The sequence below is a fragment of the Salinicola aestuarinus genome (assembly GCF_003206645.1).
GTDB lineage: Bacteria > Pseudomonadota > Gammaproteobacteria > Pseudomonadales > Halomonadaceae > Salinicola > Salinicola aestuarinus.
In genome coordinates this window covers 286,243-310,572 of sequence record NZ_PZJP01000008.1, presented here as the reverse complement: position 1 = coordinate 310,572, position 24,330 = coordinate 286,243, and the positions used below count along the sequence as shown (strand labels likewise).

19 protein-coding genes are annotated in these 24,330 nt (G+C 58.8%); 10 read left to right on the top strand and 9 right to left on the bottom strand.

Translation table 11 applies throughout. From position 1 onward, the window contains the following. Window positions 1-3 precede the first annotated feature (3 nt). The 3 genes from tamA to msrA are packed head-to-tail and all read left to right on the top strand — an operon-like array spanning window position 4 to window position 6,713. Window positions 4-1,878 carry an autotransporter assembly complex protein TamA gene (tamA, locus tag DOM41_RS13380; protein WP_110687350.1) on the top strand — a complete coding sequence of 625 codons (1,875 nt, stop codon included), beginning with the start codon at window positions 4-6 and terminating at the stop codon, window positions 1,876-1,878. Then, window positions 1,842-6,023: an autotransporter assembly complex protein TamB gene (gene tamB, locus DOM41_RS13375; protein ID WP_110687349.1), complete on the top strand. Its 4,182-nt coding sequence runs from the start codon at window positions 1,842-1,844 to the stop codon at window positions 6,021-6,023. The genes tamA and tamB overlap by 37 nt, the downstream gene beginning before the upstream one ends. Window positions 6,024-6,074: 51 nt before the next feature. Beyond that, complete coding sequence (gene msrA, locus DOM41_RS13370; protein WP_110687348.1) at window positions 6,075-6,713, top strand: peptide-methionine (S)-S-oxide reductase MsrA; 639 nt, start codon at window positions 6,075-6,077, stop codon at window positions 6,711-6,713. 65 nt (window positions 6,714-6,778) lie between these two features. Here msrA and DOM41_RS13365 read toward each other — a convergent pair whose 3' ends face one another. The 4 genes from DOM41_RS13365 to can all read right to left on the bottom strand — a co-directional run bounded on the left by DOM41_RS13365 (window position 6,779) and on the right by can (window position 10,819). Next, window positions 6,779-7,825: a hydrolase gene (locus DOM41_RS13365; protein ID WP_110687347.1), complete on the bottom strand. Its 1,047-nt coding sequence runs from the start codon at window positions 7,823-7,825 to the stop codon at window positions 6,779-6,781. 4 nt (window positions 7,826-7,829) lie between these two features. Then, window positions 7,830-9,155 carry a Xaa-Pro dipeptidase gene (gene pepQ / locus DOM41_RS13360; RefSeq protein WP_110687346.1) on the bottom strand — a complete coding sequence of 442 codons (1,326 nt, stop codon included), beginning with the start codon at window positions 9,153-9,155 and terminating at the stop codon, window positions 7,830-7,832. After that, window positions 9,139-10,062, bottom strand: a complete 924-nt coding sequence (locus tag DOM41_RS13355; RefSeq protein ID WP_110687345.1) for a LysR family transcriptional regulator — start codon at window positions 10,060-10,062, stop codon at window positions 9,139-9,141. Before DOM41_RS13355 ends, pepQ begins: the two co-directional genes overlap by 17 nt. Before the next feature lie 115 nt (window positions 10,063-10,177). Beyond that, entirely contained in the window at window positions 10,178-10,819 is a 642-nt protein-coding gene (gene can / locus DOM41_RS13350; RefSeq protein WP_110687344.1) for a carbonate dehydratase, read from the bottom strand. Window positions 10,820-11,032: 213 nt separating this feature from the next. Here can and gorA point away from each other — a divergent pair, with 213 nt between their 5' ends. From gorA to DOM41_RS13330, 4 genes are all read left to right on the top strand, one after another. Further along, the gene (gene gorA, locus DOM41_RS13345) at window positions 11,033-12,394 is read left to right on the top strand and encodes a glutathione-disulfide reductase (protein ID WP_110687343.1); all 1,362 of its coding nucleotides are present in this window, start codon (window positions 11,033-11,035) and stop codon (window positions 12,392-12,394) included. A 277-nt stretch (window positions 12,395-12,671) separates the two neighbouring features. Next, entirely contained in the window at window positions 12,672-13,253 is a 582-nt protein-coding gene (gene ectA, locus DOM41_RS13340) for a diaminobutyrate acetyltransferase (RefSeq protein WP_110687643.1), read from the top strand. Between the two features lie 75 nt (window positions 13,254-13,328). Continuing rightward, a complete protein-coding gene (ectB, locus tag DOM41_RS13335) occupies window positions 13,329-14,594 on the top strand; it encodes a diaminobutyrate--2-oxoglutarate transaminase (RefSeq protein ID WP_110687342.1) in 1,266 nt (421 codons plus the stop codon). Between the two features lie 96 nt (window positions 14,595-14,690). After that, complete coding sequence (locus DOM41_RS13330) at window positions 14,691-15,086, top strand: ectoine synthase (protein ID WP_110687341.1); 396 nt, start codon at window positions 14,691-14,693, stop codon at window positions 15,084-15,086. 154 nt (window positions 15,087-15,240) lie between these two features. Here DOM41_RS13330 and cyoE read toward each other — a convergent pair whose 3' ends face one another. The 5 genes from cyoE to cyoA are packed head-to-tail and all read right to left on the bottom strand — an operon-like array spanning window position 15,241 to window position 19,980. After that, on the bottom strand, window positions 15,241-16,185 hold the full coding sequence (gene cyoE, locus DOM41_RS13325) for a heme o synthase (protein WP_110687340.1): 945 nt from the start codon (window positions 16,183-16,185) through the stop codon (window positions 15,241-15,243). After that, on the bottom strand, window positions 16,143-16,478 hold the full coding sequence (gene cyoD, locus DOM41_RS13320; protein WP_110687642.1) for a cytochrome o ubiquinol oxidase subunit IV: 336 nt from the start codon (window positions 16,476-16,478) through the stop codon (window positions 16,143-16,145). The genes cyoE and cyoD overlap by 43 nt, the downstream gene beginning before the upstream one ends. Beyond that, window positions 16,475-17,095: a cytochrome o ubiquinol oxidase subunit III gene (gene cyoC, locus DOM41_RS13315; RefSeq protein ID WP_110687339.1), complete on the bottom strand. Its 621-nt coding sequence runs from the start codon at window positions 17,093-17,095 to the stop codon at window positions 16,475-16,477. The genes cyoD and cyoC overlap by 4 nt, the downstream gene beginning before the upstream one ends. A 2-nt stretch (window positions 17,096-17,097) precedes the next feature. Next, window positions 17,098-19,080 (bottom strand): cytochrome o ubiquinol oxidase subunit I, encoded by a 1,983-nt coding sequence (cyoB, locus tag DOM41_RS13310; protein ID WP_110687338.1) that lies wholly within the window; start codon window positions 19,078-19,080, stop codon window positions 17,098-17,100. Between the two features lie 6 nt (window positions 19,081-19,086). Further along, entirely contained in the window at window positions 19,087-19,980 is an 894-nt protein-coding gene (gene cyoA, locus DOM41_RS13305; protein WP_245391865.1) for a ubiquinol oxidase subunit II, read from the bottom strand. Window positions 19,981-20,569: 589 nt separating this feature from the next. Here cyoA and DOM41_RS13300 point away from each other — a divergent pair. The 3 genes from DOM41_RS13300 to DOM41_RS17530 are packed head-to-tail and all read left to right on the top strand — an operon-like array spanning window position 20,570 to window position 24,305. Beyond that, the gene (locus DOM41_RS13300) at window positions 20,570-21,766 is read left to right on the top strand and encodes a tyrosine-type recombinase/integrase (protein WP_245391846.1); all 1,197 of its coding nucleotides are present in this window, start codon (window positions 20,570-20,572) and stop codon (window positions 21,764-21,766) included. Beyond that, on the top strand, window positions 21,757-23,877 hold the full coding sequence (locus tag DOM41_RS13295; RefSeq protein ID WP_110687336.1) for a tyrosine-type recombinase/integrase: 2,121 nt from the start codon (window positions 21,757-21,759) through the stop codon (window positions 23,875-23,877). The genes DOM41_RS13300 and DOM41_RS13295 overlap by 10 nt, the downstream gene beginning before the upstream one ends. Continuing rightward, window positions 23,874-24,305, top strand: coding sequence for a DUF6262 family protein (locus DOM41_RS17530; RefSeq protein ID WP_157956938.1), 432 nt, complete (start codon window positions 23,874-23,876; stop codon window positions 24,303-24,305). The genes DOM41_RS13295 and DOM41_RS17530 overlap by 4 nt, the downstream gene beginning before the upstream one ends. Window positions 24,306-24,330: the final 25 nt, after the last annotated feature.

Genomic DNA, 24,330 nt, shown 5'->3' with positions numbered 1-24,330 from the left:
CTCATGTCCGCATTCGCGCCAGTCGTGCTAACCCGACGACGACGCTCGTCGCTCGTCGCGGCGGTGTTCGTTGTCCTCGCACTGCCCATGGCGACCCCGGCATTGGCGCTCGAGGCCGAAGTCCGCGGCCTCTCCGGCGCGGCCGCCGACAATATCGTCGACATTCTGTCGGACCTCGAGCCCGAGAGCCAGGCGACACGGGAACGCCTGGATGGCGTGGTTCGTGAACGTGCGCAAAAGGCGCTGCAGGCTTACGGCTATTACGGCGCAGCGCTCGCCACGACCTATGCCGGCGAGACGGATGTCAGCGTGATCATCGATGTCGACCCGGGCGAGCGCACCCACATCACGCAGCTCGATGTCGGCGTCCGCGGTGACGCCGAGCAGGACGAGGCTTTCGACGAGGCACTCGCTGCCAATCCGCTGAAGGTTGGCGACCCGCTCGTGCACGCTAGCTACGACAGCTTCAAGAGTCGGCTATCGACACTGGCGCTCGAGCGAGGCTACTTCAACTCCCGTTTTCGCCAGCAGCGCATCGAGGTCAGGCCCTGGGAAGAGAGTGCCCGCATCTTTCTCGATATGGACAGCGGTGACCGCTACCGCTTCGGCCACGTCTATTTTCGCGGCAGTCAGATCGACCGAGAACGCCTGCATACCATGGTCCCGTTCGCGCCCAACGACCCTTACCTGGCCGGGGATCTCGCCGTGCTGAGTCAGAATCTGGGGCAGACGGAATGGTTTCGTGGCGTCTCGGTTCGCCCGCGGATCAATGAAGACTCCCAGCCGCCGGCCCCCAGCGTCTGGTGGCGCGAGGCGACCGGGCGCGATACCACGCTGGATCCGGGGCAGGTGCTGGGCGGTGCCGGCCTACAGGTCGCGCGCCAGATTACCGATAGTCGGCCCACCATCGTGCCGGTGGACGTCGAACTCACGCCGGCGGATCGTCACCAGTTTGAAGTCGGGGTTGGCTTTGCCACCGACGTGGGGCCGCGGACCCAATTCTCTTGGACGATGCCGTGGCTCAACCGCTACGGTCACAGTCTGACCAACTCGTTCTATCTCTCCGCGCCGGAGCAGCGTTTTTCTGGAGAGTACAGCATCCCGCTCGAGAACCCGCTGCGGGATAGCTACCGCGTCCGCTACGGGCTCGAGAGCGTCGACAACGAAGACACCGAGAGCTTTGAAAGCTCGGTGCAGGTGGCACGGCACTGGGAGTTCGCCAACGGCTGGATTCAGGACCTCTATTGGCAGACGACCTACGAGGACTTCACTCAGGCGGATCAGGACGATGCCGTGCTGCTGCTCTATCCGGGCATCAGCTGGTCCCGGACGCGCAAGCGTAACGCGACATTCCCCAGCTGGGGCGACAAGCAGCAGCTCACTCTGGAGTGGTCCGACCCCGCCTGGGGGTCGGACGCACGTTTCGTTCGTACCACCTTCAACTCGCACTGGATTCGTACACTCGGTACGGAAAACCGCTTCGTAGGGCGGCTGGGGGGCGGTGCCATGGCCACCAACACCTTCGACAAGATACCGCCGTCACTGCGCTTTTTCGCCGGTGGCGATCAGAGCATTCGTGGCTACTCCTACGAGACTCTGTCGCCGGAAAACGATGACGGTGAGCTTCTGGGCGGGCAGCACATGCTGACCGGCAGCCTCGAGTATCAGCGCCATCTGACCGGAAACTTCTGGAGTGCCACCTTCGTGGATTCCGGCGACGCCTTCGACGAGTGGTGGCCTGAAGAACTCAAGACCGGCGCAGGCCTCGGCGTGCGCTGGATCTCTCCCGTGGGCCCGATTCGTTTCGACATTGCCCATCCTTTCGATGACGAGGAGGACTCTTGGCGTCTGCATTTCTCCATCGGGCCGGAGTTCTGATTCGGCTGGTACTGCTGCTGCTCCTGTGTCTGATTGGCATGGTGCTGTTGCTGCTCGGCGCTGGGTTGTCGCCCTGGGGTGCCCATTGGCTCTTCGACCAGGCTCAGACCCGTGGGCTGGTGCAGGCCGAGCGCTTCGAGGGCGCGCCGCTTGATGAACTGACCATCGACGCGCTGACGCTCGATGTCGCCACCCTGCACGTGAGCGTCGACCGGTTGCATCTTGCCTGGGCTGACGACTGCCTGCTCAAGGGACGAGTGTGCCTCGACGATCTCAGCGTGAGCGGGGCGAGAATTCGAATCGATCAGAGCGAAGCGACATCTCCCGAGCCGCCACCGGAAAGCGATGCCGGTCTGCCGACGATTTCGACGCCGATTCCCATCGAGATCCGTAACGTCAGCCTCGACGACGTGGAGGTCGCACTCGCCAACGACACGCACATCGGCTGGGACAGGTTCCAGACGGGCGCGACGATGGATGGCAACCAACTGGCGCTGTTGCCGACGACGCTCGAGGGCACTCGTATTCGTCTGCCTGCGCCTGCGCCAGCCGACGTTTCTGACGATTCTCCCAGCGTCGACGTCCTCGCCGACGACATGGCTGTCACCGGACTCGGGGATGGCGTCGTGTCGCCCACCGCGATCGATGTGGCGGTGCGCCTGGCCGGTTCGCCCGATGTGGGTTCGACACTCTCCGATGTCGTACCGACTCTCCCGTCGGGATTGGATGAGAGTGCACCCAGCGCCCCGCTGAGTGCACTGACGCTGGCCGCGGCGGCCAACGTCAGCGGTGCCGCGAATCGCGCAACGGAAAACCCGCTTGTCGCTGCGATTGAGGATCAGCTGCAGACGCTGCGACGCGAGCTGCCGGATTTCGAACTGCCGCTGCAGCTCGAGGTGCCGAGCCTGGTCATCAGTGATCTCGAGCTGGAAGGGCCAACGCCGCAGCGGCTCGATCGACTGGCGTTGTCGCTCTCCGCCGTCGAGCGCCAGATCGAGCTGCAATCGCTGACGCTCGAGGCGCCCGACGGTCATCTTGCCGTGGAGGGCAAGGCCGAGCTCACCGGTGACTTACCCCTGACGCTGTCGCTGCGGGGCAGTATCGATCGAGCACCCGTCGCGGGTCAGCGCATTGCCCTCGATCTGCAGGGTTCCCTGGCTGATCTCGATATCGCGCTGGATACCCAGGGGGTTGGCGAGGCCAGCATTGACGCCAGCGTTCAGGCCTTTGAACCGGGTGTACCATTCGTGATCCATGCAGCGCTGGGCGAGTGGCGCTGGCCACTGCCCCAACAGACCCTTGCCGCTTTCGGCGATGGCGAGCTGGACCCGGCCTCCATTCAGGGCGCGCTAGCCGTCAGCGGCATGGAACCGAAGGCCGCTTATCGACTGGATCGGCTTCAGCTCGATGTCCAGGGCACGCTCGACGATTACCGCGCGAGCGTCGATCTCGCAGCGCAGGGCGCGGATCTCCCCCCGATCGGACTGGGCGTCGAGGGCCGTGGCGATCTGCAGCATTTTCAATGGCAGCCGCTGCGGTTGGCGAGCGAGGGGGGCGAACTCCAGAGCCAGGGTGTCGTGCGCTGGACGCCGACGCCCTCCGCCAGCCTCGATCTCGACGTCGATGACTTACCGCTGGAGGCGTTCACCGATGCCGTGACCGGTAACCTCGACGGCCAGGCGCGCGCGGCATTCGCCATGCGCCAAGACGGCGGCTGGGAGCTCGCGCTGCCGCAGCTCGCCATCGACGGGCGGCTGCAGGATCGCCCCCTTCGGCTCGCCGCGCGTCTCGACGGCAACAGTGACATGCAGTGGAACGTTCGCGAGCTCGATCTGCATCAAGGCAGCAATCGGGTCACTGCCAGCGGTCGTGTCGACGACCGGCTGACCCTTGATGGCCGTATCGATGCGCCGTCGCTGGGGACCCTCCTGCCGACGCTTTCCGGCGCGCTACGCGGTACGTTCAAGGGGCGTGGCACACTCGAGCGCCCGCAGATCGCACTGGATCTCGACGGCAGCAATGTCGGCTTTGGGGACAGTCGGATCGCCAGGCTCTCGCTGCAGGCAACGTCCACCGGGACAGAGGACCCGGAATTCGACGTCGATCTGGATGCCGGCGGCATCGCAGCCGCGAATCAACGCATCGAACGGGTGGCGTTGGGGCTTACCGGTCGACTCTCTCAGCACCGTCTCAACCTCGATGTGGCGGGAGGAGAGGGGCTGCCGGTCTCCCGGGCCTCGCTGGCGCTCGCCGGCGGTCTCAATCAGGCCAACCAGCGGTACCGCGGTACGCTCTCGTCACTCGAGGTGGGGACAAACTACGGCGATGTCTCTCTGAGAGCGCCGTTCGATGTCGACGCCGACCTGGCTGGCGCGAGTGCTACGGTATCGCCGTTCTGCCTGGATCGGCGTCAGGGCGGCGCGCTCTGCCTCACCGAGCGCATGAATGCCTCGGCCGCACAGGGTCGCGCAGCGCTGAACCTTGAGGACGTGCCGATGGCACTGCTCGATGATGTCATGCCCGACGGCTGGCGAGTCGAAGGACAAACCGCCGGCGACGTCGTGGCCAGCTGGTCGAATGGGGGCAGTGCCTGGAGCGCCAACGCCGATATCGACAGCCGTGCCCTGATCACCGGTGTCGACGCTCGCGGTGCGCCCTGGCAGGTGCCGCAGGTAACGCTGTCGATGTCCCTCGAGGCGAACCAGCAGCGCGCGAATGCACAGGTCGACCTCAACCTCGAGGATGCCGGCACCCTGAGTCTGGAGGCGCGCGTCGACGATCCCGCTGGCGCCGGTACGCTCGGGGGTCGACTGCAGCTGGATGACCTGCGCTTTTCCCCCTATCAGCCACTGGTCGCAGGTATCGATGAGCTGAGCGGAGCCATCAACGGCGATGTCGCGCTGGGTGGCACACTGGCGATGCCGGCTCTAAATGGCAACGTGCGGGTCGCCGATGTCAGCGTGCGCGGCGGCGTATCACCGGTTGCGATCACTGACGCGCAGCTCGACCTGGCACTGGATGGGCAGACCTCGACGCTCGAGGGTTACGTTCAGAGCGAGGAGGGGCGGCTCGACCTCGAAGGGGGGGCCGATTGGCAGGACCCGGCGGAGTGGCGTGCCAATGTCGATATCGATGGCACGCAAGCGCCGCTGATGATCGCCATGCCGGCCTTTGGCCGTCTCCGGGTGGCGCCGGACATTCAAGTCCGAGCGATGCCGCAGCGGCTGCAGGTGCGCGGCGACGTGACGGTGCCGTGGGCCCGGCTCGAGGTCGGTCAGCTCCCGACGTCGGCTCAGGCGCCCAGCAGCGACACCGTGATCATCACCGAGGAGGAGGATCGAACCCGTGATGCCGCCCAGGCCGCCGCCAACAATGCCGAGGGCGCCGATACCGCCAAAGCGCTGGCCGACGCCGGGATGCAGCTCGATGTGCGCGTCAATCTGTATCTGGGTCCTGACGTCCAGCTGCAGGCCTACGGTCTGGAAGCGGGGCTGCGGGGTGAACTCGAAATTCGCCAGGGAACGGGGCCGGTACAGCTTTACGGCGACGTCAATCTCATCGACGGCACCTACACCTCATTCGGTCAGGATCTGATCATTCGCCAGGGGCAAGTCCTATTCAGCGGCCCCGCGTCGCAACCGAGCCTGCGATTCGAGGCGATTCGCAACCCGGATTCCACCGAGGACAACGTCATCGCCGGTCTCCGGGTGACCGGGCAGGCATCCACACCCCGTCTGACCATCTTCTCCGAGCCGGCGATGAGTGAAAGTCGCGCGCTTTCTTACATCCTTCGCGGTCGCGCGCCAGATGACGACGGCGGTGGCGACGACGCCCTGGCGTCCGCCTTGATCGGACTGTCGCTCTCGCAGACGGGCAGCGCCGTGGGCCGCGTCGGGGAAACCTTCGGCGTCGAGGATCTCAGCCTGGATGCCTCGGGGTCCGGCGACGACAGTCAGGTCGTGGTCAGCGGCTATGTCTTCGACGACTTGAAGGTGAGCTATGGCGTCGGCATATTCTCTCCCATCGCGGAGCTCACTCTTCGCTATCGCCTGATCCAGAATCTCTATCTTCAGGCGGTTTCAGGCACGGCCCAGGCTGTGGATCTGATCTATACCTTCAGCCTGGGTCGTTCGGGCGGGCCGTGAGAAAGGCCCGCTACCGCCATCGACCGATTTCGTTCACCAGGAGGTGTTCCCATGTTTCAACGTCGACCCGACGTCCTTCCCGATCGAGCCAGTGCCTTGCCCGGCCGGGACCAGCCGCTGGCGATCAGCGGCGAGCATCTCGTCACCGGCGCCAGCATGACGCCCCCGTTTCCGCAGGGCAGTGAAGAGATAGTGCTGGGACTGGGCTGTTTCTGGGGCGCTGAGCGTCTGTTCTGGGAGTTGGACGGTGTGATCGTCACAGCCGTAGGCTACGCCGGCGGCTTTACGCCCAACCCGACCTATCAGGAAACCTGCAGCGGCAAGACCGGCCATGCCGAGGTGGTCCGGGTGGTGTTTGATCCGGCGCAGGTCTCTCTCGAGCAGCTGCTCGGCGTGTTCTGGGAGGCTCATGATCCGACCCAGGGCATGCGACAGGGCAACGATCAGGGCACGCAGTATCGTTCGGCGATCTACTACGGTAACGAAGCTCAGCGCGAAGTCGCCGAACGTAGCCGCGACGAATACGCAGCGGCACTCTCCGAGCGAGGTCTGGGCGAGATCACCACGGAAATTCGTCCGCTGGACGCTTTCTACTATGCCGAAGAAGATCATCAGCAGTATCTGGCCAAGAATCCCAACGGGTATTGCGGCCTGAAGGGCACCGGCGTCACCTGCCCGCTGCCCGCCTGACACAACGCCATTTGTGGGTAGGGCGCCCGAACCGCAAGGTGGTTCGGGCGTTTTTCATTCGGTGATTATTTTTCCGTCTGACCGTCGGCCACCGTCGGTATCGCTGAGCCATTCGCCATCGGCACCCAGTCCTCTAGCTGGGCGAGCACGCGACGGGCGAGCCAGGAGCGAAGTCGTCCCCGATGCGCTTCGATGTAGCCGACATGGCCGCCGTGCCGGGCGATCTCAATGCGAACTGCCGAGGCAGGGCAAGGCAGCCGCTGAAACAGTTCGGCGGGCATGAAGGGGTCGTCGGCCGCATGAAGTATCAGCGTTGGCGTCGTGAGGGTATCGATCAGAGGGCCGGCCGAAGCACGCTGATAGTAGTCGCTGGCTGAGGCAAACCCATGAAGCGGTGCGGTCACGGCATCATCGTAGGCCCAGAAGGTATCGAGTGCGTTCAGGTCGTCAACGTCGAGCCGGAGGGGCATCGCCTGCCGCGCCAGTTGTCCAGCCACTTTACGTCGTAACTCCGTGAGCAGATAACGCTGATAAAGCCTGGCGCCTCCCCGATTCAGGGCGTCGGCGCTTGCGGCCAGGTCGAGCGGGGCGTTGATCGCAATCGCGCCGGAGAGACTCATGGGGGCCTCGGCGACGAGCTTGACCAGCATGTTGCCGCCAAGTGACACCCCCGCGGCCACGATCGGTGCCTCGGGGTAACGCTCACGTATCTGGGTGAGAACTTGCCGCGCGTCACCGGTTTCACCCGAGTGATAGGCGCGCGGTAGACGGTTTGCCCGCTTGCCACAGCCACGAAAATGCATCAGTACGGCTCGCCACCCGCGCCCAGCGGCGGCGTGAAGTAACTGACGGGCATAGGGGGAATCGAAGGAACCTTCCAACCCGTGGAACAGAATGAAAATCGGGGCGCTCGACGAACGAGGTGCGGGCACCGCCCAGGCGAGTTCCAGAAAATCACCATCAGAGAGCTCGACTTGCTCGGCAGTCTGCGACAGCGCCTGCAGCGGCAGCAGGCGAGGTAGCAGAGTCTGCACGTGTCGATTCGCGAGCCCGGGCGGGGGGCGAAAATCGGCGGCAAAAGTGCCGCCACCGAAGGGGCTCGCACTCGACACGCCGCTACGCCTCTCCCTGCGTCAGATTGTCGTGCCCGTTGTAAGTGATCATCACGTTGTCTTCGATACGAATGCCGCCGTGGTCGGCCAGTCGGTCGACCGCGGTCCAGTCGACCGTCGAGGATTGACTACCGTGCCGGAAAGGTTCGAGCAGCATTGGAATCACGTAGAGGCCGGGCTCGATGGTGACGACCATATCGGTTTCCAGCGTGCGCGTCAGTCGCAGCGCCGGGTCGCGGGCCGGCGGTGGCAATGGCGCGCCACTGGCGTCGCGCTGTCGGCCCGCCACGTCGTGGACTTGAACGCCCAGGCTGTGGCCCAGTCCGTGGGGACAAAAGGCGCGGGTCAAGCCGCTTTCGATGGCTGCCTCCACGCTCGTGTTGACGATGCCGCTGGCGACCAGCAGTTCGCCAAGATGCTGGTGCATTTCGTCGTGGAGCGTGACGAAATCGACCCCCGGCGCCAGGCGCGCGATCAGGCGCCGTTGAAAATCGGTGACCCCCTCGGTCAGATAAGTGAACAGGGGATCCGTTTCGCTGGCCGACCAAGTACGGGTGATATCGGCACAGTAGCCGAGGTAGCGGTGGCCGGCATCGACTAGCAGCGAGCGCGGCTTGTCCGGGGCGTACTTGTCGTAGTGCTGGTAGTGAAGCGTCCCGGCGTGTGAGTTGATACCCACGATGTTCTGGTAGGGCAGTTCGCTCTCTCGCTGTCGGGTGGCGGCCAGATAGGCAAGCTGCGCATCCAGTTCGGCGCCGCCGGCGGCGAACGAGGTTCTTGCGGCACGGTGCCCCTCGAGCGCGATCTGGTTAGCCACGAAGAGGCAGTAGCGTTCGTGGGCGTCCTTGAAAAGGCGCAGTTCATCGAGCGCGTGACACAGCGCCTCGGGGTTGGCAGTGGCACCTTCCGGAAGCGCGAGCGACGCCACATCGCCGATGACGGCCAGGCGTCCATTGCTGGCGACGGGCGCCGGCAGCGAGCCGGTGGTTTCATGTGGTGTGAGCGTCATGAAATCGGCGAACACACCCACCGGCGCTGGGGTCGACAGGTGCCAGAAGTCGGCAGGCGCGAAGTAACACCAGTGTGGCGAATGACCCGGGCGAATCAGCAGCCAGTCGTGTTGGTGCGTGGCGGTGCCGGTCCAGTGAATGAAATGACCGTAGCCGGCGAAGGAAGCTTGCTGATCATCCGCGTACTGGTTCCGGGCGTGGCCGCTGTAGATGGCGACCGCGTCGAAGCCATGCTCATCCAGGAGGTGGGTATAGGCATCCTGCAGTCGCGCCAGGTGCGCGCGCTGGCGTGAGGCGGAGGCCTCAGAAAATAGTGTCATGGCTAGGCTCTTGAAGATGGGCGAGAACCGCGGCAAGGCCGGGATGGTGATTGTCGCGATGAAAATAAAGTCGCAGTGTCAGCGCGACGTCCCAGCGGCTACCCCCGGCGCGAGTCAGTTTTCCCCGTTCGAGCAGGCGGTCGACCGTGCGCTGAGGCAGCCAGCCCAGTCCATAGCCCTGCACGATGAGTTCACGAATGTTCGAGGTCTGGACGTTTTCGCTGAGGGCGGCCAGATGCACTCTTTCAGGGATATGTTCGAGGTGCTCGCGAATCGTCGCGGCGATGAGGCCACTGGGGTGGTAGGCGATGTAGGGCAGGGGCCGTCCTTCAGTGCCAGGTAGGGCAAACTTCGCCTTGCCGTGACTATCGACGGCGCTGACTGGCACGAGACGTTCTTCGCCGAGGCAGACCGAGTCCAGCCGTTCCAAGTCCAGCTTGGGGGGCGTCCAGCACTTTGGCCAGTAGCAGAGAGCCAGCTCGATCTCACCGCGCCGGAGTGCCTGGAAATAGTCCTCGATCAACCAGCTCGTCGCTCGCAGGTAGGGTTCCACCCGGAGGCTGAGGCCCTGGTCGGCAAGCCATGCCGGCACGTAGTGAGTGACCAGGCTCTGCGGGGCGGCGAGACGGATGGTTTCCGCTTGCGACTGAGCCAGCGTCTGCAGGCGCTCTCGGGTCACTTGCACGCGCTCGGTCATCTGTTGACACAGGATCAGGAATTCCTCGCCGGCAGGCGTCAGCGTCAAGGGGGCGGCTCGGCGGTCGACGAGTACCGCGCCCATCGACTCCTCGAGCAACTTGATGCGCCGAGAGAAGGTCGGCTGCGTGACGTTCTGTCGGTTGGCAGCCCGCGAGAAGTGACGTGTTTCAGCAAGGACGATGAAGTCCTCTAGCCAGCGAAGTTCCATGTCGCTCTCTGTCGTCGATCACGCCCGGCCTTGGCGTCCGCCAAGACCGGACCCGATAGTGCATTGAGGTCCCGGCTCTGAGACGTTGCTATCCGGACAGCGCGGGAGGCAACGTCTAGGATGGCGCGCGCGATGGCATGATGCGGATCGAACCGGTCTGGTCAGGCTGGGAAACCGTACACTCCAGATCATTCACGCGGCCGTCGTCCAGTCCGTAAACCCAGCCATGAACCGATAGCGGTTGCCCGCGCTCCCAAGCCCGTTGAATGATCTTGGTCCGGCAAAGATTGGCGACCTGGAGTCGAACGTTGTGTTCGCACATGCGATCGACCTGCGCTTGGAGTGGCAGGTCCTTCAGCTCTTCACGGTGCAGCTGGTACAGCTCACTGACGCTATGAAGCCAGTAGTCGACAATGCCGTGTTCACCGCCGGTGATCGTCGCTTGAACGCCGCCACAGCCATAGTGACCAACGATCATTATGTGCTTCACCTTGAGCACGTCCACCGCGAATTGAACCACCGATAGGGCGTTCATATCGTTGTGATAGATAAGATTTGCCACGTTGCGATGAACGAAGACTTCGCCGGGGGGGAGGTCCACGATCTGATTGGCCGGCACTCGACTATCCGAGCAGCCTATCCAGAGATAATCCGGATTCTGCTGCTGGGACAAACGAGAGAAGAATTCCGGGTCGCGTTCCTGCACGCGCGCCGCCCAGTCGCGGTTTTGGTCGAGAAGTGTCTGAATGTCGGTCATGTCGATCGTTACCTGATGTCGTGCTGTCGCGCGATGAAATGCGCGTGACGTTAGGCCAGTTCCACCGAACAGATTCGGCGGAATGACAGCAGAAAAGCATAACCTCGGCGCTGCTTTTTGGATAGCGACAGACGTCATGCCGCCAGGACAGGCTCTCCCTAGGGCAACTTTGGACTGCTATCATCGGGCGATCATGTCTCAAGGAGTTTCAGCGTGACGAGTTACGATTACGATCTGTTCGTTATAGGCGCCGGGTCCGGCGGCGTTCGCGCGGCGCGCACCGCAGCGGCCACCGGTGCCAAGGTCGCGGTTGCCGAAGATCGCTACCTGGGGGGGACCTGCGTCAATGTTGGCTGCGTACCCAAGAAGCTCTATTCCTACGCGGCGCATTTCCACGAAGCATTTGAAGACAGTGCAGGCTTTGGTTGGTCATTGAGCGAGCCACCCCGATTTGACTGGGCGACCCTGCGTGACAACAAGATCGAGGAGATCAAGCGACTCAACGGCATCTATGGCCGGCTTCTCGACGGAGCGGGCGTGGACCTGATCAACGGCCGCGCCAAGGTGGTCGACGCTCACGCGGTCGAAGTCAACGGGAAGCGCCTCACCGCCGAGAAGATCCTGGTGGCTGTCGGCGGCTGGCCCTGGGTGCCCGAGTTCGAGGGCAACGAGCTCACCGTCAACTCCAACCAGGTCTTCGATCTGGACGCCTTCCCCCAGCGGTTTCTGGTACTGGGTGGCGGTTATATAGCGGTCGAGTTCGCCAGTATCCTCAACGGCCTCGGTGCGGATACCCACCTCGTCTACCGTGGCCCGTTGTTCCTGCGTGGCTTTGATGAAGAGGTGCGTAACTTCACTCGCGACGAGATGGCGAAGAAGGGCGTCAATCTCCACTTCGAGGTCAACATCGAGAAGATTCGGCAAGTCGAGACGGGACTCGAAGTCACGCTCACCGACGGAAAGACGCTGGAAGTCGACGCCGTACTTGCGGCCACCGGCCGACGTCCTCATCTCGAAGGCTTGGGTCTCGAAGCGCTGGGAGTCGAGACGCTCGACAGTGGGGCGCTCAAGGTCAACGAGAGATTCGAGACCTCCGTCCCGTCTATCCTCGCCCTGGGCGACGTCATCGGTGGTGCGGAGCTGACGCCGGTGGCACTGGCCGAGGCCATGCAGTTGGTCGCACACCATTATGGTGACGAGGCACCGAAACCCATGGAGTACGAGAACATCGCCACCGCGGTTTTCTGTCATCCCAACATCGGTACCGTTGGGCTCTCAGAAGAGGAAGCGCGCGAGCGCTATAGCTCGGTAAGAATCTACAGCGCCGATTTCCGTCCCATGAAGCACACGTTGTCCGGAAGCGACGAGCGTTGCCTGATGAAGCTTGTCGTCGACGACGCGAGTGATCGGGTGGTCGGCGTGCATATGGTGGGAGAGGAAGCCGGGGAGATCGTGCAGGGACTGGCGATTGCTGTGAAAGCGGGACTCACCAAGGCCGATTTCGATGCCACCGTCGGCATACACCCCACCGCGGCAGAAGAGTTCGTCACCATGCGCAGTGTCACTCGCCACTGACCCTGTCTTTGCATCGCGCGATTTGACGGCCGCCCCTCGGGGCGGCCGTTTGCGTTGATAGCGAGCGTAAAACGACCCACCTGATAAAGCCGTGAACTAAACTGTCACGAGATGGCGTCATGCTCAGCCGCCAACCGGCTGAGCAGACACCGACGCAGGATGGCAGCGGAAAACATAAAAATCTGTTATGGGAAAAGGTTTTCCCAATAACCCAGAATTTGTTGATCCGTTAAAGCCTTGTTATCCTAAACGTAAATTCGCCATGGCGACCCAGACGATGACGCATCCCAATCCAGCTTTTACCCCTTCGGTCGAACTCGCCAGACCGACCATTGCGGATGCAGTGGTCGGCAAGCCCGACATGCCGCTCTACATCCGGAAGCCCACGACAGAAGATGGCTGGGGAATCTACGAGTTGGTCAAGGCTTGCCCCCCGTTGGACGTCAATTCGGGCTACGCCTACCTGCTGCTGGCAACCCAGTTTCGTGACAGTTGCGCAGTCGCGACGACAGAGAATGGTGAGATCGTCGGATTCGTGTCTGGCTACATCAAGGCTGACGCCCCCGACATCTATTTCCTCTGGCAAGTGGCGGTGGGAGAGAAAGCCAGGGGCACGGGCCTGGCCCGGCGGCTCATCGAAGCGGTCATCAGCCGCCCCGAGCTGGACACAGTCAATCATCTGGAAACCACGATAACGCCCGACAACATGGCGTCATGGGGATTGTTCAAACGCCTCGCGGTCCGCTGGCAGGCATCGCTTATCAGTCGTGAGTACTTCTCGACAGAGCAGTTGGGCGGCGAGCATGACCCCGAGAACCTGGTGCGAATCGGGCCGTTCGATCCCAAACAACTTTTCTAAGGCGATGCTTCTCTGAGGCGATTGCTCCTCGAGCAATTGCCGTCGCCGACGTTCACCGCCAACCATGGAGGTTGCATGCAGACGCAAATTCTTGAACGGATGGAATCCGAAGTCAGGACCTATTCTCGCTCTTTCCCGACGGTATTCACGCATGCCAAGGGCGCGAGGCTGACTGACGAAGAAGGGCGCGAATACATCGACTTTCTGGCCGGCGCCGGCACATTGAACTATGGCCACAACCACCCCAAGTTGCAGCAGGCACTAGTCGACTACATCACGAGTGATGGCCTGGTCCACGGTCTGGACATGTGGTCCGAAGCGCGTCGCAGTTATCTGGAGACGCTGGAGGAGGTGATCCTCAAACCGCGCGGGCTGGACTATAAGGTACATCTCACTGGACCGACCGGCACCAACGCCGTCGAAGCCGCCATCCGTCTGGCGCGTGTCGCCAAGGGCCGTCCCAACATTGTGACCTTCACCAACGGGTTTCACGGCGTGACCATGGGGGCCCTCGCGACCACGGGTAACCGTAAGTTCCGCGAAGCGACCGGCGGGATCCCGACCCAAGGCGCAAGCTTCATGCCCTTCGATGGCTACATGGGCGATGGGGTCGACACGCTGGACTATTTTGAAAAGCTGCTGGGTGATAAATCCGGCGGCCTGGATACGCCGGCTGGCGTCATTGTTGAAACCGTGCAGGGCGAGGGTGGCATCAACCCGGCCGGACTTGACTGGCTCAAGCGTCTCGAAGGTATTTGCCGCGCTCACGATATCCTGCTGATCGTGGATGACATCCAGGCGGGTTGCGGTCGTACCGGCAAGTTCTTCAGCTTCGAACATGCCGGGATCGTTCCGGATATCGTCACCAATTCAAAGTCGCTCTCGGCTTACGGCATGCCGTTCGCTCATGTGCTGATGCGCCCGGAGCTGGATAAGTGGAAGCCTGGTCAGTACAACGGGACCTTCCGCGGCTTCAACATGGCCTTCGTCACAGCGACTGCAGCGTTCAAGCACTTCTGGCAGGATGACAAGCTGGAGCGCGACGTTCAGCGCAAGGGGCGAATCGTCGAAGAGCGCTTCGCCAAGATTGCCGCCTGGATGACCGAGCAGGGCTATCCGTCCTCGGAGCGTGGTCGCGGCCTGATGCGCGGTATCGACGTGGGAGATGGCGAGATCGCCGACAAGGTAACAGCCAAGGCATTTGAAAACGGTCTCGTGATCGAAACCGCGGGGCAGAGTGGCCAGGTCATCAAGTGCCTTTGCCCGCTGGTCATTAGCGATGAGGACCTGCTGGAAGGCCTGGACATTCTCGAGCGCAGCGCCCACGAGGCGTTGAGCTGATCGCCATTTGATGCTGACGGTGGGTGGCATTTCGATCCACCCATCAATCAGCGGTTAGTGCTACGCTTTTATTTCCGCCCATGAGGAGATCACCGAATGATCGTACGCAATCTCGAGGAATGTCGGAAAACCGAGCGCTTTGTCGAAGCCAAAAACGGTAACTGGGACAGCACCCGGTTGATGCTAGCCGACGACAACTGCGGCTTTTCGTTCAACATCACCCGAATCTATCCGGGTACCGAAACTCATATCCATTACAAGAATCATATCGAAGCAGTGTTCTGCTACGAAGGTGAAGGTGAGGTAGAGACAATAGCCGATGGCAAGGTCCATACCATCAAGGCGGGCGACATGTACTTGCTGGATCAGCATGACGAGCACTGGCTACGCGGCAAGGAAAAGGGCATGACGGTCGCCTGCGTGTTCAACCCGGCACTGACCGGTCGCGAGATTCATCGTGAGGATGGCTCCTACGCCGCCCCGGAAGCGTGATCCTTGGCAATGCCAGATCCACGCTCGGTGGAATTGATCTCTCTTCCCGGTGAGCGTGGCTGAATCAGCCAGAATGGCCAAAAAAAAGACCGCCCTAGAGCGGTCTTTTTTGTGTCTGATGTACACCGGGTGCGTGGATCAAGACACGGTAAGGTTAGAGTCTCGCCAACGAAAAGAGCGGCTCGGCAATTGGCATTCGGCTGTTGATCGACATCATCACGCTCAGAGCGGTGACGACCATGATCGATACGCCGAATACCTTCTTGGCCCACGCTTCACTATTGTCGGCCTTGAATCCCTTGAGCGTAATTGCCAGCCAATAAACACTCATACCCGCCGCCACGACACCGTAAAGCCAGCCCGCATAACCCGCCACGGTCAACATGACGGATGAGATGGCAAAGAGCACGGTGTAAATCACGATCTGCCGCTTCGCATTGGGAATCCCGCGCTTGACAGGCAAGACGGGAATCGACGCCGACGCGTAGTCATCGTAGCGAAAGATCGCGATCGCAAAGGAGTGGGGCATCTGCCAGAGACCAAATATGATCAGCAGCAGCAGGGCGCCAAGATCGAATTCCCCGGTGACAGCACAGTAGCCGATGACCGGCGGGGAAGCGCCGGAAAGGCTGCCGATCAGCGTACTGTGAACCGAGTGTCTTTTCAGATAAAGGCTATAAGCCCCCACGTAGATCGCGAAGCCAAACGCCGCGAATCCGGTCGCCAGTGGTGTCGTCAGCCAGGTCAGCAGTGAGAAGCCTAGCAGGCCCAGCACGGTGGCAAACAGCAGGGCGATCGGAATCGAAATTCGACCGGTGACCATGGCGCGAGACTGGGTCCGTGCCATGTGCCCATCGATATCGCGATCGATCACGTTGTTGAAGACGCAGCCGGATGCGACGACGAGCGAGGTGCCTATGACGGCCGCCAGAAACAGCAGGGGCTCGAAATGACCACCGGCGGCTAAAAAATAGCCGCCGATGACTGTCACGAGGTTGCCGAAGATAATGCCGGGCTTGGTAAGCAGCAGGTACGGCTTGAACGCCATTCGCTGGCTTAGCCCATCATCATATTGGCGTGAAGGTGATGCATGATCCATAGGGAACCACCCACGAGGAGTACGAGCACGGCAACGGTGAAGACGAAGGACATGAAATTCCAGCCGTCTTCATCCTTGGTGTTCAAGTGCATGAACAGAATCAGCTGTACCAGTACCTGAATGATGGCCGTCACCGTCACCACGATGACCCTGAGCAGATGGGAAAAATCTCCCATCATGACCACGCCGAATGCGACCAGCGTCAAGGCGATCGAAATGACGAGACCGACAACGTAGGACTTTAGGCTGCCATGGCTGGCGCCGGTGTCGACTGAGTTATGTACGTCGCTCATGACATGGCTCCAAACAGATAGACGAAGGAGAAGACGCAGATCCAGACGATATCCAGGAAGTGCCAGAACAGGCTCAGACAGAGCATGCGCGGTTTGGTCACGTCGGTCAGGCCTTGCTTGGAAATCTGGAAGAACATGATCGCAATCCAGACCAGGCCCAGGCTCACGTGCAGACCATGCGTACCGACCAGGGTAAAGAAGCCCGAGAGGAACGCACTGCGGTCAGGCCCGAAGCCCTCGGCAATGAGGTGATGAAATTCGTAGGCTTCGAGACAGATGAAGCCCAGGCCGAGCAGGAAGGTCACTGCCAGCCATTTCAACACGGCGCCCTTGTCGCCCGCGGTCTGGGCGAGAATCGCCAGACCGAAGGTGAAGCTACTGACGAGCAGGAAGATCGTCGAAATGAAGATCAGCGGCAGTTCGACGATGTCGCTGGCACCGGGACCGCCTGCCGTCCCGGAGAGCAATACCGCGAAGGTCGCGAACAGCGTGCCGAAGATCACCAGGTCGCTCATCAGATAGACCCAGAAACCGAACACCTTGATCGCACCGGTGTCGTGATGCTCATGCCCGTCGTGGGCATGAGCGTCGTGCTGCTTGAGCGTATCGGTTGCCATGATTAGACCTGCACCTCTAGCCGTTTGTAGTAAGCGCGCTCGATCTTCTCGACCTCTGCGGCATCCACGTAGTAGTCGGTATCGTTATTGAAGATACGGAACATGAACGTGATGAAGATGCCCAGACCGCCAACGATCGCCAGCCACCAGATGTGCCAGATGAGCGCGAACCCGAAGATGATGCTGAACAGCCCCATCAGCGGCCCCTCGGTGGTGTTCTTGGGCATGTGAATGTCTTCGAACTTGCTCGCCAGTTCACGCTTGAAGCCACCCGGCTGCTGCTTCATCTCCCAGAACGCGTCGATGGAGCTGACGGTCGGCAGGTGCGCAAAGTTGTAGTGCGCGGGGGGAGAAGCGGCTGCCCACTCGAGCGTACGGCCATCCCACGGGTCACCGGTCAGATCACGATTCTGCTCGCGGTCTTTCACGCTGACGACGATCTGGATAACCAGGCAGGCGATACCCATCGCGATGATGACGGCGCCGACCCACGCCACGATCATCAGCGGCTGCCAGGCGGTCGGCTCGTAGGACTGCATGCGACGCATCGCACCGAAGAAGCTCAGGGCGTAGAGCGGCATGAAGGCCATGTAGAAGCCGACGAGCCAGCACCAGAACGAGCGCTTGCCCCATTTTTCGTTCAGCGTGAAGCCAAACGCTTTCGGGAACCAGAAGGTCAGACCGGCCAGCATGCCGAACACCACGCCGCCGATGATGACGTTGTGGAAGTGCGCGATGACGAACAGGCTGTTGTGGAGCACGAAGTTCGCGCCCGGCACGGCCAGCATGACACCGGTCATGCCACCCAGCGTAAAGGTGATGATGAAGCCAATGGTCCAGAGCACCGGAGAGGTGAACTGAATCCGGCCGCGATACATCGTGAACAGCCAGTTGAAGATCTTCACACCCGTGGGGATGGCGATGATCATCGTCGTGATGCCGAAGAAGGCATTGACGTTGGCGCCGGCACCCATGGTGAAGAAGTGGTGCAGCCAGACGACGAACGACAGGATAGTGATCGCAACCGTCGCCCATACCATGGTCTTGTAACCGAACAGACGCTTCTTCGTGAAAGTCGCGATGACTTCCGAGAAGACCCCGAATGCCGGCAGGATCAGGATGTACACCTCGGGGTGTCCCCACGCCCAGATAAGGTTGACGTACATCATCATGTTGCCGCCCATATCGTTCGTGAAGAAGTGGAAGCCGAGATAACGGTCCAGCGTCAGCAGAGCGATGGTGACGGTCAGAATCGGGAACGACGCGATGATCAGGACGTTAGCGCAGAGCGACGTCCAGGTGAAAATCGGCATCCGGAACATCGTCATGCCTTTCGTGCGCATCTTGAGGATGGTCACGAAGAAGTTGATACCGGTCAGTGTCGTACCGATACCGGATATCTGTAATGCCCATATCCAGTAATCCACGCCGACATCGGGACTGTATTTGATACCCGATAGCGGGGCGTAAGCCAGCCAGCCCGTCTTGGCGAACTCGCCGACGAACAGCGAGAGGTTGACCAGCACCACACCCGCTGCCGTGAGCCAGAAGCTCAGGTTGTTCATGAACGGGAAGGCGACGTCACGTGCCCCGATCTGCAGCGGCACGACCAGGTTCATCAAGCCGATGACCATGGGCATCGCGACGAAGAAGATCATGATCACGCCATGGGCCGTGAAGATCTGATCGTAGTGGTGGGGGGGCAGGTAGCCCTCAGCACCACCAGCGGCAATGGCCTGCTGCGTTCTCATCATGATGGCATCCGCGAAACCACGGATGAGCATGACCAGCGCGACCAGGAAATACATGATCCCCAGCTTCTTGTGGTCGATGGAGGTTATCCATTCACGCCACAGATAGCCCCACTTACGAAAATAGGTGAGCAGACCCACGACCGTGGCGGCGCCAAACGCGATGGCGGCCACCGTGACCATGATGATCGGCTCATGAAAAGGTATTGAATCTAATGATAATTTTCCGAACATGGTTCGTTACTCCGCTGCCTGCGCACTCATGGGCATGGACTGCTCTTCTTGATCGGCGTGCGATCCCGCGTGGTGAGAAGACTCCCCACCCGTGTGGAAACTGCCCACGATCTGTTCGTAGAGGTCGGATGGGACCTCGGAAAAATGCTCGATCGGATGCGCGATCGACGGCTCCGCCAGATCCTGGTAGTTGCCCTCGAACGTGAGCGACTCGGAGGACCCACGGACTTCGTCGATCCATGCATCGAAATTCTCTTCCGACGTGACATGGGCATCGAACAGCATTTCCGAGAAACCTTCGCCGCTATAGTTGGTCGAACGACCACGATAGGTTCCGATTTCGTTACCTTCGAGGTAAACGTCGTTGTCCATGCCCGCCATGGCATAGATCTGGCTGCCGAGGCTCGGAATCATGAAGGAATTCATGACGGTCGCCGAGGTCACACGAAAGTGCACGGGACGATCCACCGGCATTGCCAACTCATTGACGGAGGCCACGCCTTGTTCGGGATAGATGAACAGCCACTTCCAATCGAGCGATACAGCGTCGATGGTCATGGTTTCCTCGTCGCTGGCGATCGGCTTGTGGGGGTCGTACTCATGCGACGTCTGCCATGTCAGGATGGCAAGGAATAGGATGATGACGCAGGGGATGGCCCACACGAACACTTCGATGACGTTCGAATGTTCCCAGTTCGGCGTGTATTTGGCGGCCAGATTGGTGCCGCGGTATTTCCACGCAAATAGAATGGTCATCACGATGACCGGGATGACGACGATCAACATCAGCCCGAAAGCCGTAATGATCAGCGACTTCAGACCTTGGCCGACTTCACCCGAAGGATCCATCAACGCCGATCCGCAACCGCTCAACAACAGCGGCGCGCCTAGCCACGTCATCACACTCAAATACTTGAGGGAGTTCCTTTTTCTCATCTCACGACCCCAGTGGAGGAAAGCTTTTCGGCCCTGCAACATCGGCCAGCGGCCTGCATCATACGCCGCTCGCCAGGGCTGACAACTTGGAAATAGGACACCCGATGGAATCATCCGGCACCGTACGTCGCCAACGAAGTAGGGATTTCGCGGCTGTCATTGTACCCAAAATTGTCAATTCGTTCAGTGAACCGGGCCAAAGTGGCAACGCCTGTGGCGATATGTCGCATCGCGTGTTCAGCCTGCCGGTTCTCATGCTGACGTTGTCTAATCGGCCTGAAAAAATAACGCTTTAACAAAATTCGTCGGATTCGGCCGTCCTTGGACAAACCTACGCAAACCGCCGGTGCGCAGATGCACGTTATTGGTGATTGTCGGCCCGAATACCCTTCGCCTCATAGATTGCGCATAATATATATTATGTTAATACGGACACCAAGGGTGTCTATGTCAACTGTGTCCACTTAAGGTGTCAGAGCTGAGATCAGCTCCTTCGGGTTGACTCATATGCTCACCATGTCAAATATGGAGCATTCCATGGATGGTGATGCTCATGAGGCTCGTCAAAATTCGTTACAGCGACACAGCGGTCTCGTGGACCGTGCTCGATCATGATGGTGGCACCGTCGACCCTCTGCGTGACTGGATCGTCCACCTTGAGGAAACCAACCTCTCACCAAACACGATCGTCGCCTACGCACGCCACATGGCTCGTCTAGGTAGCTACCTCAACGCCATCGGCAAATCGATCTATGACATTTCGGTAAGCGATTACGATCATTTCCTTCAGTGGCTTCCCTACGCTTTAAGCGCTAAAGACGAGCCACCGCCAGAAAACCTCGTAACCTTTGATGCACGTTCTCTCCAGAAGCTTTCAGCATCGCTGAAAAACCAGCTGCATTTGGCGACCAAATCCTTCTATCGCTATCTCCAGGGCCGAGATCCATTCGAGCACGTCCGAGGAACGCAATCACAGCATCATCAGGGCCTCAACAGCTATAAGCCCTTCCTCGAGCACATCAACAGCCGGCGCACAACCAAGCAGAAAGATCGTTACCTACGCGGTGACATCGGGAAGATCCAGAAACAGGTCACTGAAAAGCGCCTGTCTCCAGAAAGCGTCCTATTACTCATCAAAGCTTGCCATAGGCTGAGAGATGCTTTTCTGGTGACATTGCTCTACAACACAGGGATGCGCATTGGCGAGGCTCTGGGGCTCCGTCACACAGACATTGGCCTCGAAGATAAGATCATATGGATCATCCCTAGGGACGACAATGAGAATGGTGCCAGGGCTAAAGGACAACGTGTTCGTGCCATTCCGGTTATGGACTACCTGCTCGATATGTATGAAGACTTCATCACAAGCGATGAGTATCAAGACGCTTTTGAAGCGGGCACCGAATATGTATTTTGTAATATTCAGCGAGGCAGCATTGGACGAGCCCTTTCCCGAAGTTATGCAGAGAATCTAAAGAACTACTTAAAGAAGCGAACGGCTGTGACTTTCACCTGGCATCATTTCAGGCACACGCATGCCAGTGAAGCCATTGTAGACGGCTATGGACTACTCGAAGTGGCGGAGCGCCTGGGTCACGCCAGCCCACAGACAACCATGGATTTTTATAAACATTTGTTCAGCCATGAGATACGAAAACTTCATCTGACGGGCCCAGAAAAACTGGAAAAGCGCCTCGAAGAATTCAGGAAGTTACCGCATATCACTGATAGAGGCGTAAAATGGATCTAAAGGTAATTCAGGGAAGTGCCGACAGCCAGCTCCTGTATAGAGAGCAGCTCTCGGCAAAAATTGAAGCCTATGACAGCAAGCTGTTTTTTAGTGACGTGTGGGATGAAGCGTTTGTAAAAGCAATTAAGAGCTTTACGAATGAGCATGTTGGGATTAACAGCCCTATTGAATTTACCGGGCTACCACTGACACCACAGCTTGAGCTGAAATGCTATTGGGCAAAATTTCTTTCAGATGAGCGCAACAACTCCCGTTCTTCTGTAGAGCGCAGACGCTTGCCAATGAAATGGCTAAATACCGACTGGAAAGCAATATCCAAGCGCTTCGAAGTTTCTTGCCTGGCAGATATACCTCACCCTGAGTTTACAACTCGTCATACCTCGAGCAGCGAAGCAAAAATTTCTAGAAAACATAATGCTGAGTTTTTGGATATCTTTTCGAGGCACTCTCATAACTCTAAGAGAAAGAAAAGCAAGCAGAGCTATGTTAATGACAACAGCATCATTGAAAAGGAGTATCTCTCGGCGCGGATTACAGTTGCTGGCGACATCCACAAGAATATTATAATACAGAGGGAACAGTTCAAACCTCTTCATAGACGGATGATTGTCTACCTCAACGACATTTATAGCGAAGATGACTATAGATTCAAAGACACACAGCGCACCACAGACAAGTACCTTAATTTTTACCGTTACCCTGAATGGTTGCGTGATGCTGTACGCTTTCATGTCATAAACAAGATTCAGCATGGTGAGCTAGCCCCAAGCACGCTTGTTGGTTACATGGGAAGGTTTATAAATTTCCGCGACTTCATGCACGAGAAATTTGAGACACCCTCTCCTGCTCTTATATCAGATGAGTTGATTGAAGATGAGTATTTAGCATGGGGCAATAGGAAAGGCTTATCTGGGAAAAACTGGTTTACAGACACTGTGGCGATGCTGAAAACGGCCTCAAGGGAATTCTCTGACAAATGGCCTTCTTTGTCAGTATCCAAAAGATCGGTCAAGAAAATCAAGAAGACCCACTATAAAGAAGGACTGGGTCGAATAGGATATACGAGCGAAGGTGTGGGACGCTCCTACTCACAGCGCATCATTGACGAGCTTCAGATGGCTGTCAAGGATGCCCCCTCCCCTGCCCCTCAAATATTTATACTAATCCTTGCTACGGGCATGCGCGCTGAGGATGGCCATTCAGTGCTCTATGATTGTCTTAAGGATGATCCTGATGATGATAACTTTATGATTCTCCACTTCTGGCAGAATAAGGTCAAGAAGTGGAACAGAAAGCCACTTTCCAAAAGCGACAAGTCTCACGCGGCTTTAATAAAAGTTATTGAAGACCAGAGAAAATGCATAGTCCAAAAGCATGGCAGACCAACAAAGTACCTCTTCCCTTACTTCACGGGAACTCGGGAAGGCTTTGTGTCTCAACAATGGACTGCGAGCGAGATAAAGAAAAAAGTTGTAAGCCAACAGGTGAGAGATGATGAAGGTAACGCCCTCGCCTTTTCTTGGCACCCTCTCCGCCATACGATGGGCACATCTTTAGCTCAAAACGGACATGATATTCTCAATATCATGATGGAGCTTGGGCATACCAGTCCTGATATGGCGACGGTTTATGTCAACAACAGACTTGAATTGAAGAAAAAAGCTCTCCTGGAAAAAGGTAGCGGAAGGTTCTTTACGATACATGGCAGTGTCGATGATAAAATTGGTGAGCTTCTTGTCAGAAAGGAGCAACTAGCAGCCACTCGTGTCTGTGGCGGAGCTTGTTCAATGCCTGCTCAAATTGGAGATTGGTGTGAACACGCCAACGCATGCTATACATGTAAACATTTCAGGGCTGATGCAAAAGATGTTGAATTTTTTAAGTCTGAAAAACTTGCCATTGACGCTCTCATTCAAGAGCAGCAAGAAGAATCCCAAGAGCTTGCAGAGTCAGGAAAAACAAGAATGTCAGAAATCACAGGCCGACGCCTCAGAAAGAACAAAGAAGTCTACGACTCTTTGGGCAAAATCGTTTCAGCTATAGAAGAAGACGGCATCTACAAAGGTGCTGAACAGAAAGCCAAACAGATAAAGCTGGAGTTTGTCGAATGAGCGACAAAGCCACTGAAGGCCTCGCTAAGGCCAGAGAAGAACGAAGTTTGCGGAAGCGTCGTGCTGTAGAGGAAGCTATTGCGACTTTGAAGGAGCGTAATGAGGCCATAACATTTAAAGACATTGCTGCACTCGCCGGTGTTAGCAGGCAGTACCTATATAATAACTTCAAGGAATCCATATCAGCTGAGCGTGATAATGCACGTTCATCTGCATCAGAGATAGATGGTGTGACCGTCCCTTCACGCACTTCTGAGGAATACCGTCATATAGAGTCTGTGTTGCGCAACAAGGTGGATCGTTTGAAGCAGGAGCTCAGTTCTGTTCGAAAGGAGAATACGCGACTCCAGCAGGAGTTAGAGAAAGAGAGAGGACGCTCGGAGCATTTCAGGAAAAACTGGATAAATGCGAGCACAAGACAACAATAAAAATATGAACTTGAAATAGTAAAAT